Origin of the sequence: Schnuerera sp. xch1, assembly GCF_019931165.1 — a bacterium.
Classification (GTDB): domain Bacteria; phylum Bacillota; class Clostridia; order Tissierellales; family Tepidimicrobiaceae; genus JAIOUP01.
Map to the genome: position 1 here is coordinate 49,427 of NZ_JAIOUP010000002.1, position 18,721 is coordinate 68,147.

14 protein-coding genes are annotated in these 18,721 nt (G+C 31.3%); all 14 read right to left on the bottom strand.

Annotated features, from left to right (window positions below):
- Positions 1-29: 29 nt before the first annotated feature.
- Positions 30-2,438 (bottom strand): sugar phosphate nucleotidyltransferase, encoded by a 2,409-nt coding sequence (locus K8M07_RS02615; protein ID WP_223376333.1) that lies wholly within the window; start codon positions 2,436-2,438, stop codon positions 30-32.
- 134 nt (positions 2,439-2,572) lie between these two features.
- Complete coding sequence (locus K8M07_RS02620; protein ID WP_223376334.1) at positions 2,573-4,264, bottom strand: phospho-sugar mutase; 1,692 nt, start codon at positions 4,262-4,264, stop codon at positions 2,573-2,575.
- A 19-nt stretch (positions 4,265-4,283) separates the two neighbouring features.
- Positions 4,284-5,468 carry a M20 family metallopeptidase gene (locus K8M07_RS02625; protein WP_223376335.1) on the bottom strand — a complete coding sequence of 395 codons (1,185 nt, stop codon included), beginning with the start codon at positions 5,466-5,468 and terminating at the stop codon, positions 4,284-4,286.
- 91 nt (positions 5,469-5,559) lie between these two features.
- The gene (locus K8M07_RS02630) at positions 5,560-6,768 is read right to left on the bottom strand and encodes a pyridoxal phosphate-dependent aminotransferase (RefSeq protein WP_223376336.1); all 1,209 of its coding nucleotides are present in this window, start codon (positions 6,766-6,768) and stop codon (positions 5,560-5,562) included.
- Positions 6,769-6,984: 216 nt separating this feature from the next.
- On the bottom strand, positions 6,985-8,130 hold the full coding sequence (locus tag K8M07_RS02635) for a pyridoxal-phosphate-dependent aminotransferase family protein (protein ID WP_223376337.1): 1,146 nt from the start codon (positions 8,128-8,130) through the stop codon (positions 6,985-6,987).
- Positions 8,131-8,481: 351 nt separating this feature from the next.
- Positions 8,482-9,846 (bottom strand): GntP family permease, encoded by a 1,365-nt coding sequence (locus K8M07_RS02640; RefSeq protein WP_223376338.1) that lies wholly within the window; start codon positions 9,844-9,846, stop codon positions 8,482-8,484.
- 140 nt (positions 9,847-9,986) lie between these two features.
- Positions 9,987-10,334: a cupin domain-containing protein gene (locus tag K8M07_RS02645; protein WP_223376339.1), complete on the bottom strand. Its 348-nt coding sequence runs from the start codon at positions 10,332-10,334 to the stop codon at positions 9,987-9,989.
- 59 nt (positions 10,335-10,393) lie between these two features.
- On the bottom strand, positions 10,394-11,581 hold the full coding sequence (locus tag K8M07_RS02650; protein ID WP_223376340.1) for a pyridoxal-phosphate-dependent aminotransferase family protein: 1,188 nt from the start codon (positions 11,579-11,581) through the stop codon (positions 10,394-10,396).
- Positions 11,582-11,788: 207 nt separating this feature from the next.
- Positions 11,789-12,574 (bottom strand): IclR family transcriptional regulator, encoded by a 786-nt coding sequence (locus K8M07_RS12755; RefSeq protein WP_223376341.1) that lies wholly within the window; start codon positions 12,572-12,574, stop codon positions 11,789-11,791.
- Between the two features lie 312 nt (positions 12,575-12,886).
- Entirely contained in the window at positions 12,887-13,390 is a 504-nt protein-coding gene (locus tag K8M07_RS02660; protein ID WP_223376342.1) for a gamma carbonic anhydrase family protein, read from the bottom strand.
- 77 nt (positions 13,391-13,467) lie between these two features.
- Complete coding sequence (locus K8M07_RS02665; protein WP_223376343.1) at positions 13,468-14,364, bottom strand: DMT family transporter; 897 nt, start codon at positions 14,362-14,364, stop codon at positions 13,468-13,470.
- An 89-nt stretch (positions 14,365-14,453) separates the two neighbouring features.
- On the bottom strand, positions 14,454-15,791 hold the full coding sequence (locus K8M07_RS02670; RefSeq protein WP_223376344.1) for an amino acid permease: 1,338 nt from the start codon (positions 15,789-15,791) through the stop codon (positions 14,454-14,456).
- A gap of 123 nt (positions 15,792-15,914) precedes the next feature.
- Complete coding sequence (locus tag K8M07_RS02675) at positions 15,915-16,427, bottom strand: nitroreductase family protein (RefSeq protein ID WP_223376345.1); 513 nt, start codon at positions 16,425-16,427, stop codon at positions 15,915-15,917.
- Between the two features lie 248 nt (positions 16,428-16,675).
- Positions 16,676-18,706, bottom strand: a complete 2,031-nt coding sequence (brxL, locus tag K8M07_RS02680) for a protease Lon-related BREX system protein BrxL (RefSeq protein ID WP_223376346.1) — start codon at positions 18,704-18,706, stop codon at positions 16,676-16,678.
- Positions 18,707-18,721 lie beyond the last annotated feature (15 nt).

Here is an 18,721-nt window from a genome sequence, read left to right on the forward strand (position 1 = left end):
CCTTCCTTTCATAATTAAGCTTCTAAATTTTAAGTCTTCATCAAGTTCTTTACTTTTTTATCATATTTTGTCCAAAGTTCTTCTGCATATTCTTCATTATAACCTTCTATATATAAGTTAAACTTAGGCTTTTCATCATCTGGTATAACTAAAACCCATCCCTTATCGTCTATAAATCTAACTCCTTGTTTAAGCTCAATTCCTTTCTTCCTATCTTCAGTTAATCTTCTAATTACTTTGCCTTTGTCAGTCCATTTACAGGGAATTTCTTTTTTAAAATAGTAGTATTCTGGTAGCTCCTGTAATAATTCGTTTATTGTAACATCATTACCTATTAAATAATCAATTATCTTTCCTGTAGCCCAGATAGAATCAAAGTTTACTATATATTGAAAATCAATACTTTTATCCATAACAGTTTTAATAATCTCTGAAATATTGGATTTACTATATATGGTTCTTCCCTTATACTCTTTAGCTAATTTCTCCACTATTCTTGGATAATTATAAGGAATTACCACTTCTTTAAGCATGCCAGTTTTAAATCCTATCAATAGAGTTAACAGGTAATATTTATCATCTTCCACAATATTATATCCATCTGTTAAAGCTATTTTTTCACCATCACTACTATATAAAATACCTAAATATCCATCTTCATCTAATACCTTGTTCCTAATATCTTCTATTATCAATTGATTATTAAATTCAACTACCTTAACTTTACAGCCTATATCCATCAAATACTTTTCCGCTAATCTCGATATATTTTTCGATGGAGATGATATAATTAGTTTAGGTTTTTTACTTTTTATTTCTTTTCCATTCTTCAAATGTTGTATTCCTTCTTTTAGGTATATTTGGGAAAAATTATATATATTTACTACATCTTTGATTTCATTTCCCAAACATCTTTTAAAGTTTTCTAAAACAAAACAACTTTCAACTTTTCTTTCTATACCTTTATTTATATTTGCTCCTTTAGCATCAATAAATTCAATATAGACCATATTCTCATTAGAACAATTAGTTCTAATTTGTATACCTCCATCTGCTTTGAAATATTTTACTCCAAATCTACACATTGGCATAGTACTGTTTTTAATATCTATTACCAATGATCCTGTAGATAAAATACCTGATACTATTGAATTTTTCACAGATTTAGAAGTATTATATTCATCACTATTAACAACAAAAGTTCCTTTTTCTTTAATAACCGTAGCAAAAGAAACCCCTAATTTAGTTACAATTTCTGGAGTTATTGTTTCATTAAATTTGCCAGATATATTCCTATATCCAAATAATTTCTTTGTTGCTCTTTCTTCCCATACTAAATTATCTGTTACAATCATATTTTCCTCTATTGTTTTGTATGGCCATATTTTGACTTTTGGTTTAATTGTACTGTTCTTGGATATTTTTGAATGTGCACCAATTGCAACACCTTCGAATATCCTGCTTTGTTTCTCTATATTTACATTGTTACAAATAACCGATTTTCTAATCTCACAATTCTTAGATATATTTACACTATCCCAAAGAATACTTCTCTTTATAGATGACCCTTCTCCAATGAAACAGTTTTTCCCAATTATTGTATATGGTTCTATAATTGTTCCTGCTTTTATTGTAGAATTTTCACCTATAAATATTGGAGGATATATCTTGGTTCCCTTTTCAATAGTACTACCTTCTCCTATCCAAATACCATTACCTTGATTTGCTCCAATTAAATAATGTTTATCCGCATCAGACAATATATCTGTATGGGTTTGTATGTAACTATTTAAATCTCCAACATCACACCAGTATTCGTCTGCTATATATCCATACATAGGTATATTGTCTTCCAATAATTTTGGAAATAAATCTTTACTAAAATCAAAATTTTGGCCTTTCTCATAATAATTAAATACCTCTGGTTCTAAAATATATATACCGGTATTAATAGTATCGCTAAATACCTCTCCCCAACTAGGTTTTTCTAGGAACCTGATTATTTTTCCTTCTTCATCTGTTATAACCACTCCATATTCTAAAGGTACTGATTCTCTTTTTAATATCAAAGTCGCTTTAGAATCTTTCTTCTTATGAAATTCATAAGCTTTTTTCAAATTTATATTAGTAAAAGCATCACCGCTTATAACAATCAAAGTATCATCTAGAAATTCTTGGGCATTTTTTACACTTCCACCAGTACCTAAAGGTTTATCTTCTATATAATAATTGATATCTACATCAAATTTTCTACCATCCTCAAAATAATCTATAATCATATTAGGTAAGTAATGTAATGTAACTGCTATATCTTCTATTTTGTTTTTCTTTAGTAAGTCAACGGCATATTCCATTACAGGCTTGTTAAAAATTGGTACCATTGGCTTAGGAAGATCACAAGTTAAAGGTCTAAGCCTGGTACCAATTCCTCCTGACATTATAATTCCTTTGATGATAACCACTCCTTTACCCTAATATTGATATAGGACTATTTTGTGAATTAGCTTGGTTTTTTATACATATAAAAAGTCTTCACAATAGCTAATGTACTGTAAAGACTTTTCATTCATTATTATTTTACTGATTTAATCTTATTCATAATAGCTTTTTCGATATCCTTAATCTTCTTTTCTGATAAAGTTTTATCATCTGCTTTTGAATATATATATTTTTTTATCTTTGGTTCTGTCCCCGATGGTCTTATAGCATACCATGAACCATCATCAAGGAAATACTTCAATACGTTGGATTTCGGAGTGTCTGTCTTATCCTTTAAATAATCTATAGTATTAGTCAGCTTCATACCTTCTATAGCTATAATTGGATCTTCCCTAAAGGAATCCATGATTCTTTGAATTCTTTTGCTGCCTTCAATTCCTTCTAATACTATAGATATTAAATTGCTCGAATAATATCCATGTTCTTGATAAATTTCTTCTAACACATCTAACAAAGATTTTCCTGCTTTTTTATAATAAGCTGTCATTTCAGCTATCAACATTGATGAGATGACTCCATCTTTATCTCTAACAAAATTACTATATACATATCCTATACTCTCTTCGTAACCAAATATAAACGTATTTTCTTTAGTCCTATCAAATTCATTAGCTTTATTACATATATGTTTAAATCCTGTAAGAGTTTCTATTGTTTTTACATCATATTTATCAGCTATGGCTCTACTTAAATCATCAGTCACTATGCTCTTAACTATAACTCCATTTTCCGGTATATTTTTCTTTTCATATCTTGATGATAATATGTAATTTACCAATAATGCTCCTATTTGATTTCCATTTAATCCTATATAACTTTTATCATTACCCTTTACCATACATGATACTCTATCACAATCTGGATCTGTTGCTATTAATACATCTGCATTTTTTTCCTTTCCTAACTTTTTAGCATATTCAAAAGCTTTTACGTCTTCAGGATTTGGATATCCTACTGTTTTAAAATCTGGATCAGGATTTTCCTGCTCTGGTACTACAAATACATTTGTAAATCCCCTTTCGCTTAATACCCTTCTTACTAATTTATTACCTGTACCATTTAAAGGAGTATATACAATATTTATATCCTTATCTATATCATCATTTAATCTTAAACTTTTTACTCTCTCTATATATTCATCATCTATCTCTTTCGCTATATATGTTATTAAACCTTTATTTAATCCTTCATCTATATCAATTAATTTTATCCTGGAGAAGTCTTCAATCTTATTGATATTATCAAGTATTTCTGAAGCCATATCATCTAAAATTTGAGATCCTTCTTCCCAATACACCTTATATCCATTATAATCTTTGGGATTATGGCTAGCAGTTATTACTATTCCGGATATAGTGTTTAACCTTCTTATAGTATACGATAAAAGAGGTGTAGGTCTAATATCATCAAATAGATAAACTTTTATTCCATTAGCAGCTAAAACTCTTGCAGCTATATGTGCAAATTCTTTAGAAAAATGTCTTACATCATATGCAATTGCAACTCCTCTTTTTATAGCTTCATTACCTTTATCAATAATTGTAGTTGCTAATCCTTGAGTAGCTAAAGATACAGTATATCTATTCATTCTATTAGTTCCTGCTCCAATAATTCCCCTTAACCCTGCTGTTCCAAAGGTAAGATCCTTATAGAATCTACTCTTTATTTCTTCTTCATCATTTTTAATTAATTCTAGTTCTTCTTTAGTATTTACATCAAAATATTCATTATTTGCCCAGTACTTGTATTTTTCTAAATAGTCCATTTTACAGTCCTCCCTAAATCTATTTATTCAAAAATTCTAATGCATTCTTTACTTGTAATAATATTCCTGTAGATAGACAATCTTCATCTATATCAAATAAAGATGTATGTCCAGTATGTATTATACCTTTATTCATATTGCCTGATCCTAATTGAAAAAATGCAGCAGGTCTTGTTTCAGCAAAATATGCAAAATCTTCGACTCCATAGCTTGGATAAGGTATCTTATATATACTATCGTTTCCAAATAGTTCTTTGGCATTTTGTTTTACTATATTCAACATATTATCATCATTTATTAATGCTGGATAACCTTCTGTCCTTATTAATTCTCCCAAACCTTCCATGGATTTAGATATGCCTTCCACTATAGATTGAACTCTATTTAACATTAATCTTCGTGATTCCTTATTTAATGTTCTAATTATACCTTCTATTTCTACTTTATCTGCAATTATATTCCTCCCATATCCTCCTTGTATAGTTCCCAGGGTCAATACAGCTGAACTTCTAGGATCTATATTTCTACTTATTGTCGTTTGCAGAGCTACTATCACTTGTCCGGCTATTGCAATAGCATCTATCCCATTTTGAGGATAAGCCCCATGACTATTTTTCCCATGAATAATTATTTTTATCATATCGGATGCTGCCTTCATCTGGCCATACTTGATGCCAATTTGACCAGTTTGTAAACTATTATCTACATGAAGTCCAAAAACTCCATCTACATAGGGATTCTCCATTACTCCCTCTCTTATCATAGGTTCTGCTCCTCCAACCGTTTCTTCGGCGGGTTGAAAGAACAATTTAATATTTCCCTTTATATTATCCTTCATACTTTTTAATATCTTAGCTGCACCTAATAAAATAGCCATATGGACATCATGACCACAGGCATGCATTTTCCCCTTTATCTTTGATCTATAAGGAACATCCTTTTTATCTTCCATAGGTAATGCATCCATATCTGCTCTTAATCCTACAGTTTTTCCCTTATCTTTTCCTCTAATTATTGCTACTACCCCTGTATTTGCAACTATTTTATTTTCAATTTCCATTTTATTTAAATAATCAATAATCTTATCTCTTGTTCTATATTCTTTCATCCCTAACTCTGGAAACTGATGAAAGTCCCTTCTAATATCTATTACCCAATTTTCTACTTCAGATACTTTAGACTTCAATAAATCATTATCCAGCATAATTTTCCTCCTGATTGACTTTTATATATTATAACATAAAATAAAAACTCCTTTCTAAATACTTTTATGTTTAGAAAGGAGTTTTATTAATTTATAATGCACTAATTTGCTTCTGATTCTTATATACTTTTAAGGCTTTTTCTAGTATTTTCATAGCTTTCTTCAGATCTTCTTCTTTCAACACATAGGATATTCTAACTTCATCTCTTCCAAGGCCTTCTGTAGCATAAAATCCTTCTGCCGGAGCCATCATTACTGTCTCATTGTCAATATCAAAATCTTTTAATAACCAGACAACAAAGTCTTCTGCATTTTCAACAGGTAATTTAGCTACTACATAAAAAGCTCCGTGGGGTTGTTCACATATAACTCCGTCCATTTTACTTAATGAATTATAAACAATATCTCTGCGCTTTTTATATTCTTCAGCTACATCTTCGAAATATTTATCTTGAACATCAACTAAAGCTGCTGCCCCCATTTGCTCAATAGTAGGTACGCAAAGTCTACTTTGGCATAACTTTAATATTTGGGCTATTAAATCTTTATTTTTTGATGCAATACAACCTATTCTAGCACCACAAGCACTATATCTTTTAGATATACTATCCGTAATAATTACCCTATCCTTTATATCATCAATTTGAGCAAAACTCTTATACTCTAATCCATCATATATAAATTCTCTATATACTTCATCTGCTATAATATATAGATTATGTTCCTTTACGATATCCGTTAGCATATTCATTTCGTCCATAGTATATACTGTACCTGTAGGATTGCTTGGATTTGATACTAAAATCGCTCTAGTTTTATCAGTAACTAGCTTTTCTATTTCTTCTTTACTTGGTAGATGGAACCCATCTTCAGCTTTAGTAGTAATAGGAACTACTTTTATTCCTGCTGTGTTCCCAAATCCATTATAATTTGTATAGAATGGTTCAGGAACAAGAATTTCATCTCCATTATCACATATAGCTAATAAAGTAAAAAGTAAAGCTTCACTTCCACCATTTGTTACAAGGATATCATCAACTTCAAAATCGATGCCATATTTTTTATAATATTTACTGAAACTATTTCTTAATTCTGGTATTCCTTCAGAACCTGCATATGCCAAAACTTCTTCATCAAAATTTTTAACTGCATCAAAAAATACTCTTGGTGTAGGAATATCAGGTTGTCCTATATTTAGATGATATACCTTCTTACCACCTTTTTTCGCCTCTGTTGCAATTGGCGTAAGTTTTCTTATAGGTGATTCTTGCATTGATTGAATCCTGTTAGAAAATTTCACTTCACAACCTCCTTTAAACTTTTATATTATTAAAAATTAAATTCTATATATAGGATAACATATTTTTAACTTTTTTGTATCAATATTGTCGGAATATTGTTAAATATTTTTAATTATTTTGTCTTCTAATACCAGTATAAAATATTCTTTCTAATTTCATTATAAATAAATTTTAAAAAAGATAGTCTCAAATTTTGAGACTATCTCTAAGTTAACTTATTTAATTAATTCTCTTGTAAGAGTAATAACTCCTTTACCTAAAACATCTTCAATTCCCAATCTGCGTAATGTCCTTTCAATAGCTGATATAGTTGATATCAGATAGTGAGTATCTATGTTACCCATATGTCCTAATCTGAACATCTTACCTGCATATTCTCCTAACCCGCCAGCTACTACTGCTCCTTCTTCTGCTAATACCTTTCTAAACTCTCCATCGTCTATTCCGTCCATGTATAGTACATTTGATAATGTTACTGCTCTGTGCTCTTTTTCTGCTAATATCTTGAATCCTAACTCTTCTAATGCTGCTTGCATTGCTCTTGCTACTTTTATATGTCTTTCGTATCTGTTTTCTATTCCTTCTTCTTTTATTATTCTTAATGATTCTTGTAATGCCCATATCATATTTACTGCTGGTGTTGCAAAGTATTTAGATGGGTCATTCATAATTGGAATCCATTTTTCAAAGTCTATATAATAATCTCTAATAGTTCCTAATGACTTTCTTCTCTCTATAGCTTTAGGACCAGCTAATACGATTGCGAGTCCTGGAGCCACTCCAAATGCCTTTTGTGATCCTGTAATAAGTACGTCTATTTCCATTTCATCTAAGTACTCTGGTTCTGCTGCTGTTGCACATACTCCGTCTACTATCAATATAGTGTCTTCAAATTTCTTAACCACTTCTCCTATTTCAGCTACTGGAGCACATACTCCTGTTGATGTGTCTACGTGAGTAACTGTAATAGCTTTATAATTTTTTTCACTCAATTTCTTTTCAATCTCACTTGCTGAAACTGTGGTACCCCATTCTGCAGATAATACATCTACATTCAAATCCTTTCTTTCACATAACTCTACATAACGATCTCCAAAGAATCCATTGGAGACTACTAATACATTATCTCCTTCTTTTACAACATTAGATATTCCCATTTCCATTGCAAGAGTACCTGTTCCTGCAACGATAAAAGCTTCACCTTCTGTTTTAAATATTTCCTTTAAACTCTTTATTACTTCTTTAAAATCATTGATAAAATCTGGATCACCAAAAGCAACAGTATCTCTTCCCATCTGGTCTTGTATCGACCGTGTGACGGGTGTTGGACCTGGAATCATGACGAGCTTTTTATTTTTCATATTTATCAATCCCCCTATTATTTTGATAGTATTTATATAATCTTTTATTGTACAAATTCTTGTTTAAATACAATTTACCAATAGTAAATTATACTTCTCTTTGTTAAATTTATTATATTCTACTTAAGATTACAAGTCAATGTGAACTTAAAGTAATAGTAACAAACTGTTTTATAAAAATAATTCAATAACTATTAACTTATAATTCTCTCATACATTTATATCAATAAATTGTCGACTGATTTGTCATCTCAAAAATGACCTCCTACTATTGCGAGAAGCCATTTTTGATAAACTAACATTCCTTGTAATATAGCAACATTTTTTATGATTAACCTCTAAACTATGAAATCAAATGTGAATAAATATGGACATAATCCAAACCACTATCATGGCAGCAACACTACCAAGGGCAGTCGGCACAGAAACAACCTCATAACCTTCATTTATTGGTATATCATCATTACATTTTAATACAACCCAGAAATGACTACCGTTTGCATGGTAGAAGAAGGATGAACCTGCTGCAATCGCTAACGTCGCAATAACTGGTGATAATCCTAGTGAAGGCATCAAAGGTAAAATGATTGCTGAACCAGTTAATAGTGAGACTGTTGCTGAACCATTTGAAACAGATAGCAACAATGATACTAGGAATGGTACAAATACTTCTGGCAATGGAGTCTGCGTGATCAAATTGCCAAGATAAGTTCCAACTCCAGATGCTTTCAATACTCCACCAAAAGCACCAGCGGCACCAGTTGCTAAAATAATAAATCCAGATCTGTCTACAGCATTATTAAACCATTTATTACATTGCACCTTACTAAAACGATCTTTACCCATTATTAGAGCAATCAACACCCCCATGAATAATGCAAAAACAGGATCCCCTATGAATGTCAAATAACGTAATGCTTCAGATGCTGAATCAAGGAACATAGCAGCAAATGAATTAACACAAATCAATATAACTGGTACCAAAATGCTACCAAATGCTAATAATGCACTAGGAAGTGGCTTTCCATCAGGACTAGATAAGGTATAATCATCACCAATAGCTGTTTCTACATTTGCCACTTTAGCTAATCCAGGATATTTATTAGTCATATATTTGCTACCACACCATAAAGTAGCAACATAAGTATATGCCGCAGAACTTATCAGTCCTAAAACTATTAAAAATCCAAGATCAGCACCTAATGTACCTGCAGCAGCAAGAGGACCAGGTGTTGGTGGTACCATAGTATGAGTTGCCAAAATACCACCATTTAATGCTCCTAAAAGTGCAACTAATGGCAAACCACTACGTGCAGATAAAGCACGAGCAACTGGAGACATGATAACGATTGCAGAATCACTGAATACAGGAATAGAAACTAAATATCCTGATAATGCCATGGCTAGTTTAGAATGTCTCTTGCCTACAAACTTAAGAATAGTGTTTGCAAGCACTAATGCTCCACCTGTATCCTCTAATATAACACCAATTGTAGTACCTAATATGATTACAATACCAATACTACCAATAGTACTACCAAATCCCCCTGTAACAAGAGTGAATACTTCTTCTAACGGAAATCCAAATCCAATAGCTCCAAAGATAGCAACAATAATCAAAGTAAACACAGGATGAATTTTGAATTTCATAATCATAACGAGCAAGCCAATAAGACAGGCAATCATAACGATCAAAGAACTAAAGCCAGCTTCCACAATAAATCCCCCTTTTTATATTATTTCTTAGTCTATATTTTAGGTTCTAGCACAATTCCATATGTCTATCAATATATAGCAATCCTCATTTCAAAGTATCAATGTAATACTTAAAAATCTACAGTAACTAAATTTCACATTTAGTTATACAGTATAAGCATAATAAATTCTAAATCTTCCTCTCCAATTACTTCAATAGAATGAGATTCTCCATCCCTACATATAGTTAAATCTCCTGGCTCTAATATTACTTCTTTACCATTATCATTGTACAAAGCTCTTCCATTTAGAATATAATAGGCTTCTTGATCTCCTTCATGAGTATGATATCCTATAGAACTTCCAGGCTTTATAATTGTTTTACCAAACAATCTTCCATTACCAAGAAACTCTTCCATTTCGAAAAAATTTACAATTGTTACATATCCCCTTCCACCCTTTAATCCTTCTACTTTTTCTACTTTATATTTATTAGATTTTCTTATCATATTATCATTCCTCTCTTTAATTAATACTATATATTATTTTGTATCATGAATTTATATTCCTAAATATCGTATATATCCAGAATTGCTTCGATAGCTAACCTAAAATCAACTTTGTACCCTTGTTGCATAAGTGCATCTCCCAATGCATTTAATAAAAGAATCACATTATTTCTTTTAGATGATTCTCCCATTAGCCCTACTCTCCATACTTTTCCTTTAAAATCGCCAAGACCCCCTCCAATTTCAATACCATATTTATCTAGAAGGTAACTTCTTACTTGATAATCATCTATTTCATCAGGTATCTTTACTGCATTAAGAGTTGGCAGTCGATATTCTTTTTCTTCAACTGCCATTTTCATTCCCATAGCTTCTATACCTGCTACAAAAGCATTTGAATTCAGTTGATGTCTTCTAAATCTTTCATCTAATCCTTCTTCATACACCATTAATAACGCTTCTCTCAAAGCATATATCATATTTATTGGTGCTGTATGATGGTATACTCTTTCTTTGCTCCAATAATTCTTTATCATACTCAAATCCAAATACCAACTTTGTACTTTTGTTTTTCTGTTATCAATAACCTCTAATGCTTTGACTCCCATAGTTAATGGAGATAATCCAGGCGGACAGCTTAATGCTTTTTGACTTCCACTATAACAAGCATCAATTCCCCATTCGTCAATTTTTAAATCTACTCCGCCTAAAGAAGTAACTGCATCAACAACCATAAGCGCATCATGTTCCTTAACTATTTGGGAAATTTCTTCAATAGGTTGTTTTACTCCAGTAGAAGTTTCTGCATGTACAATACCTACTAATTTTACCTTTCCTGGTGCTTCCTTAAAAGCTCTTCTAACATCTTCAGGATCTATAACCTTACCCCACGGAGCCTCAACAGATATTACTTCAGCTCCACATCTACTAGCTACATCCCTCATCCTCTCACCAAAAACTCCATTAACACAGATTATAGCCCTATCCCCTTCTTCTAGTAAATTTACCATCACAGTTTCCATGCCTGCACTACCTGTTCCTGACATTGGTAGTGTAAGCTGATTTTCGGTTTGAAATGTATATCTAAGTAGTTTCATAGTTTCGTTTGTAATTTCTAGAAACTTGGGATCTAAATGTCCATATAAAGGATTAGACATAACATTTAGTACACGTGATGCTACTTCTACTGGTCCAGGACCTAATAACAAACGATATTTAGGCGCTAATTTCTCATAATCTTTCCCCATAAAAATACCTCCTATATAATTTTTATAAACAATTTAAATGTTTCTACAACATTTAATATATTTACTCTTATTAAATCTACTTTATTATTGTTAAATATATTATATGTCAATTCTATAACAATATGAATGTAAATTAGAATAAAATAAATAAAGTTTCTTTAAATACTTAAGTATTTAAAGAAACTTTATTTAAATGTATCTCATCATTCATTTAATCGTATTAAGGTAATTTGTAGCTTGTTTAGATATCTTCAAAACATCTTTTAACCATCTTTCTTTATTTTTTTTAGAAAACCTTGATGTTGGCCCTGATATTGTAATACAAGCTATTGTTTCATTGTTTAAGTCGAAAATAGGAGCACCTATACAGCTAACACCTAATTCCCTTTCTTCATTATCAAATCCATATCCCTTACTCCTTATTTCCTTCAATTCTTTAATAAGATCTTCTTTGTTTACTATAGTATTGTCCGTATATTTAGTTAATTCAATCTTACTCAATATTGAATCTTGAACTTCTTTAGGTTTAAAGGCTAAAAACACTTTTCCAGCAGAAGTGCAATGTAGTGGAGCTGTTGCCCCTGTCCTTGTGAACATCTTGACTAGTCTTTCACTTTCTTCTTGAGCAATGTATACAATTTGATAATTGTCCATAATTGTAAGATTAACAGTCTCACCAGTAAGCTCCTTTAACTCCTTTAAGTATGGCCTCAATATAACTGATATATGATTTTGATCATAAGCTAGCATTCCAATTTGCCAAAGTTTCAATCCAAGCTTGAATTTTTTAGTTGCTTTGTTTTGCACTATTATATTGCATTCTTTTAGAGTATTTAATAAATGATAAGTTGCACTAACACCATAATTTAATCCATTGCTAATTTCAGTAACTCCAACTCCTCTCTCTGAATTTGCAATAAATTCTATTACCTCTACCGCTTTAATAACAGACCCTATTGTCTTTTTTTCTTTGTTTGTTTTATTCCGTTCCACTATTGTCCCTCCAACCTGATTACTATAGGTATTGTGGTTTTACTAATAGTAACTATATTTTTATATTATTGTATATTTCATCCTTTTTATTAGTTAAAGTCAATATTTAAAATAGATTAACGAGTATATAATATATTCTAATGATAACATCAGGTTTATATTGTATTTATTCAATATATTCCTTTAATATTTATTATATACTTTCTTTTACCAAAAATAAAAAGGCATCTATTAAAATATTAATATATTTAAGGAAGCCTTTTTTGAAATCCATTTCACAAAAAGTTTATATTATAGTAAAATTAGACTTTGTTATTCTATGTATCGTTTATATCGTTCATTATATTTTAAAACATTAATCTTTGTTGCTTCAATTTCCTCACTATTAACTTCCCTAACTACTTTGCTTGGAATTCCTAATACTAGAGAATTAGAAGGAATAATCTTACCCTCCGTCACGACAGCTCCTGCTCCTATTATACAGTTATCACCAATAATTACATTATTTAAAATAATTGCTCCCATACCGATAAGACAGTTATCGCCAATTTTACATCCATGTAGTATTGCACTATGTCCAATTACAGTATAATCACCAATTATAGTTGGTACACCAGCTTCTGTATGTAAAACAGAATTGTCTTGAATATTAGAGAATTTACCAATAGTAATATTATCTATATCCCCTCTTAACACTGCTCCAAACCATATGCTTGAACCTTCGCCAATGTTTACATTTCCTATTACTGTAGCATTATCCGCTATGAAAGTATCTTCATGTATATTTGGAAGTATTCCATCAAAATTTTTTATCATATGTGCTTCTCCTTTATATGTGTCTTACAAATGTATTATACGCAAAGTTTTATCATAATTTGCATAATAATGTCAACTTACATAAATAGTATAGCTATACCAGCAACTGATATTATTGCTCCAAATATTTCTTTTGGTTTAATCTTTTCCTTAAATATGATTATCGAAAAAGGTATTATAATCACTGGCATTATTGATGTTAAAGTTGATGAAATGCCAGCACTTGTATGTTTTAAAGAAACTAATGATAAAGTTACACCTAAAAATGGCCCAAAAAAGGAACCTACTGCTATATTCCTCATTGCTATTCTGTTTTTAAATGCTAATTTTACATCTCCATATTTTTTAGTCGCAAAAAATAATATTGTAAAACTAATTAATCCTGATATTATCCTTATCTGAGTGGCTGCAAATGGATTATAGTCTCCCATCCCAATTTTACTCACTATAAGACCAAGTGCTTGTCCAAAAGCTCCTAGAAAAGCATATATTAATCCTTTTTTAGAATGGGTTAGCTTAATTTTTTTCTCGTCTTTTTCCTTGTTTAATATAACTATTGCTATGCCTGACACTGTAACAAACATCCCTATTATGCTAATTAAGCCTAACTTTTCTCTTAAAAATATGAATCCAAGCAAAGCTGTAATTGGGGGACTCGATGCCATTATTAATAAAGATATTCTCGCTCCTATTTCTACATAGGATTGAAAAAGAAATAAATCTCCCAAAAAAAAGCCAATAAATCCTGAAAACATAAGCCAAGTCCAATTATTTGTTGTAGCATCCATGGGCAGGAACATTCCTCTAGCAAAGAAACAATATACACTAACAAAAATAAAACCTAAAATTAACTTTAAATAATTTACTACTAGAGAACCTACTCTTTTGCTTGCATCTTCAAAAACTATTCCATTTATTGTCCAACATAACGCTGTAGCCAATGCAGCTAGCTCTCCTAAATTTTGCTTAATCATTACCCTCACCACCTTCTGTCTATACTAGCTGAATATAATATACTACTTTGCTATTATATTGTAAATAGGAGAATTATAATATCCTGTTTTTAATCTATATTTTTAATCAAATACTTTTTTATAAAATACAGTATTATATATATTATTGTTAAACAAACACCTGCTATTAAGCCATAGCCTTGACCTTCTACTAACGGCATACTTAATATTATAATTATTATGCTTATAATCGCTATCCATGAAGAATAAGGATATCCCGGCAATTGGCATTTCCCGCTTGGTGGACAGCCATGTCTTTTTCTAAAACTATAATGCGTAAGCATGATTACTAAATAAGTAAATAACAAGGAATATCCGCCGGAACTAGCTAAAAAAGTATATACTTCTGCAGGTAAAATAAAACTTAAAAACAATGCCACTATCATAGCTGCTCCAGAAAATATGATCCCTTTATAAGGAATATCTCCTTTATCCTTTAGCCATAATGGGGCATGCCCTTTGACTGCAAGGGAACGAACCATCCTTCCAAGACTAAACATTGAAGCTAACATTGTAGAAAAAATAGCTATTATTAATACGATATTCATTATGCCTCCTACCCAACTTAAATTCCACCTGGTCAAAGCCAATACCATAGGACTTCTTTCTTCTGTAAGTATATTTGTAGGAATCAGTAATAAAATTACTATAACAGCTGATATATATAATCCTACAAGCCCTAATACTGTATACATTATCGCTTTTGGAACAGTCTTATGAGGGTCACTAGTTTCGGAAGCTGCTAATCCAATAATTTCAAATCCGGCATATGATAACATTACAAGTAACATGCTTCCAGCAATTCCTCCAATACCACCAGGCAACCAAGGCTCTTCATTTAAAACGCTTAGACCAACACTAGATGTATTCGGAAATAATCCAAATACTAAGATTAATCCTAATATTATAAATCCTACTATTGCTAATAATTTTGCAGCAGCTAAATTACTCTCTAGGCTGCTTAATTTTTCTGCGCCTAGTAAATTCAATAGTGTTGTCACAATTATTATAATTGAACCAATTAGAACAATAGACATATCCGGAACCCATTTCTGCAATAAGGTAGATGCAGCAACTGCTTCACTAGAAATTGCTAATGTAATTCCTGTCCAGTAAACCCATCCTACTATGAAACCTAAACCTGGCCCATATTCCTTTTCAGCAAATGTACGAAAGGATCCTGGATCAGGATCAGCTACAGTCATCTCAGATAATGCAAAAAGAATAAAATATACTAAAATACCAGAAAGTATGTATGAAATAACAACAGCTCGACCAGCAGCATTAATAGGTATACCAGCCCCAAGAAAAAAAGACCCTCCTACTACTGAACCAAGAGCCATCATAGTCAATTGCCATGCCGTTAACCCTTTATGATACTTTTCCATTTACTACACCTCCTAAACTATTTATTGATTAGTATAGACGTATTAATGCTAAACTACTCATAATTTGAAAAGTTTCATATATATAAAATAGCTCTGAATAATATTATTCAGAGCTATTTTATATTATTTATATTTATCATAGCACACTATTTCTTCAAGTTCTTTCCTTGGCGTTGGAATAGGAGATTCATCAGAATATCCTAATGGAGTAATAGAGACTACTCTTACCTTTTCTGGAATTCCTAATATCTCCTTAACCTTATTTTCATCAAAACTTCCAAGCCAGCAAGTACCTAATCCCTGTTCATATGCCTCTAATATCATATATGCAGTTGCAATAGATAAATCTACAGTATAACGTGGCTGACCACATCTCATAATGCTGTCTGGTTTTGTACCGCAGCAGACTAAAATTACTGGTGCTTGACCAACAAAAGGTTGACCAATAGCATATTCAACAAGTTTCTTTCTAATTTCAGAGTCCTTAACAACAACAAATTTCCAGTTTTGCTTATTTATAGCTGATGGTGCAAGTCTAGCTGCTTCTAAAACTTTATGTAGTTTTTCATCTTCTACAGGCTTATCACTGTACTTTCTTATGCTTCTTCTTCCCTTAATTGCAGATAAAACATCCATCGATACCCCTCCTTGAAAATTTTTCTAGATACATTATATCAAATAAACTGAATATTATAAACATATCCATTTTATACAAAGGAGTCTACACAGACTTCATGGCATTATAAAATCCTTGATTAAATTTGTAACTTAAACCATATATTTGTATTACAAAGCTATAATTTTACCTTTTTAAACAAAGTTGCCTTATTAGTAAACTTTAGTAGCTTTTATTTATCATATGTATAATTATTTTAAAGAAATCATCAATCTACACCCAAAGCTTTAAATACCGCATCTTTTGGATCCTGGTAAAATGAAACTTGAAACTTTGAAAATAGATCTGGCGGTACAGTTGATATATCGCTAGCAGAAGACATTGGAAGTAATATCTTTTTTGCTTCTGCGTCAAAACATACTTGCAATGTACTGGCTAATTCCTCTACCTTCTTTATTGTACCTCCTATACTCATCGTTCCTAATACTACCATTTGACTTTGCACAGGTCTTTTCAAAGCACCTGAACACATAGCAATAAATGCTGCTAAAGATAATTCTGAAGTTATTCCTATTCCCTGTAAATCTGCAATGTGCATTAAATAGTCATTGTTCTGTAATGAAATAGTACCGCTAATATTTTTTTTATTAGCTTTAAAATAATTAAATGCTGTGTTGATACTTTCCTTGGCTTCCCTGCTTGAACCAAGTCCAGTTTTCTCAAATTTACCTGAGCCAGATACAACCTCAGTTTCTATTTTAAATACACCTATCATGCCTGTTTGTCCACGGCCTACAACATATATATGTCCTGGGTTGCTCATTCCTTCTGGTATTAGTTTTCCTCCACCTTGTTCTGGTACAGATACAAATTCTTCCTCAAAATCTTCTTTATCTATGTAAGAGAAATGTACATCATAAAATTCCATCCCGCCAATTTTTTTTAGTTGCTCCTTTACTCTCCTTCTACCTATTAAAGCATATCTTAGCATCTCCTCAATACTTTCCTTAGTATATTCTCCATTGGGATATATCAATTTCACAAGTCCAGATACTGTCTTTCTTACTGCGATTACATCTCTTTGATTGAGATTGTTACCAAAGTTAAAATATTTATCTATAACATCAGAAAATGATTTCTTTCTCATCTCTCTAAAAAATTCAGATAGATAATCAGTAATAAATCCATATTCATTAGTAAAAAATTCTGGCCTAAACTTTGGTATCTCCCATCCAGGAATATAATAATGCATTCTATCGAAAAAAGCAGAATCATAAGCTATGGCCTCTGGAAAGGGATCAAAAAGGTGGGAAGTCTTCAACAATACATCTACACTTTGATTTATATTTCCTACAAAAACCATTGATGCTGAAGCGTTCTTTTCTTCTCTACCTCTAGCAAAAGAACCTGAAGCCATATAGTCCTTCATTATTTGTATTCCATCTTTATCCTTAAATGTAATACCTGCAACCTCATCAAATGCAACAGTATCCCACATACCAACCAACCCAATAGTTTTTCTGGCCATATTATAGAATAAATTGGCAACTGTAGTTTGTCCACCAGAAACTAGTATGGAATTAGGAGATATTTCCTTATAAATATGAGATTTACCTGTATTCCTAGGTCCTAATTCGCATAGATTATAATTGTTTTCAACCAAAGGGATCATTCTAGCTAGAAGATGCCATTTAACATTGTTTTCTAATTGAGTTGGTTCCATCCCTATAGACCTTAACAATACATCAATCCATTCATCCTTTGTAAACTGCCTTCTTCCATCAAGTATTTCTTCCATATCTAGATTCGGCATTTGTATAGGAGTCAAATTACTAATATTAAATGGACTCATATCTCTTATTTCCTCATCATAAAAATAGCTCATCTTTAATATACACCAAATACCTCCAGAGAGTAACTTATCATATTCTTTAACATAGTGAGGAGCAATATCAACTCCTTTTAGTCCCAAATTAGAAAACTCTGCTTCATAAATATCCTTTTTTTCATTTAATTTTACAGTTATTTTATCTATAACTGTATAGTGACCAAGTTCCCTTATTTTAGACTTTACCTTTTCTGCCTCATCTGGACGTACAAAATTATCAGAAAGTATCTTCTTAACCCTCTCTACTCCATCATTGATTCCGTCTTCATCATCTGTAGCACAATACATTCCCAATAGATATTCTAATACATATACTGGGACATTGGCTCCCTCTTTTATCTTTTTTGTCAAGTCCTTACGAACTACACGTCCTGCAAAATATTTATTGAGTTTACTGTTTAATTCATCCATTTAAATCCCTCGATT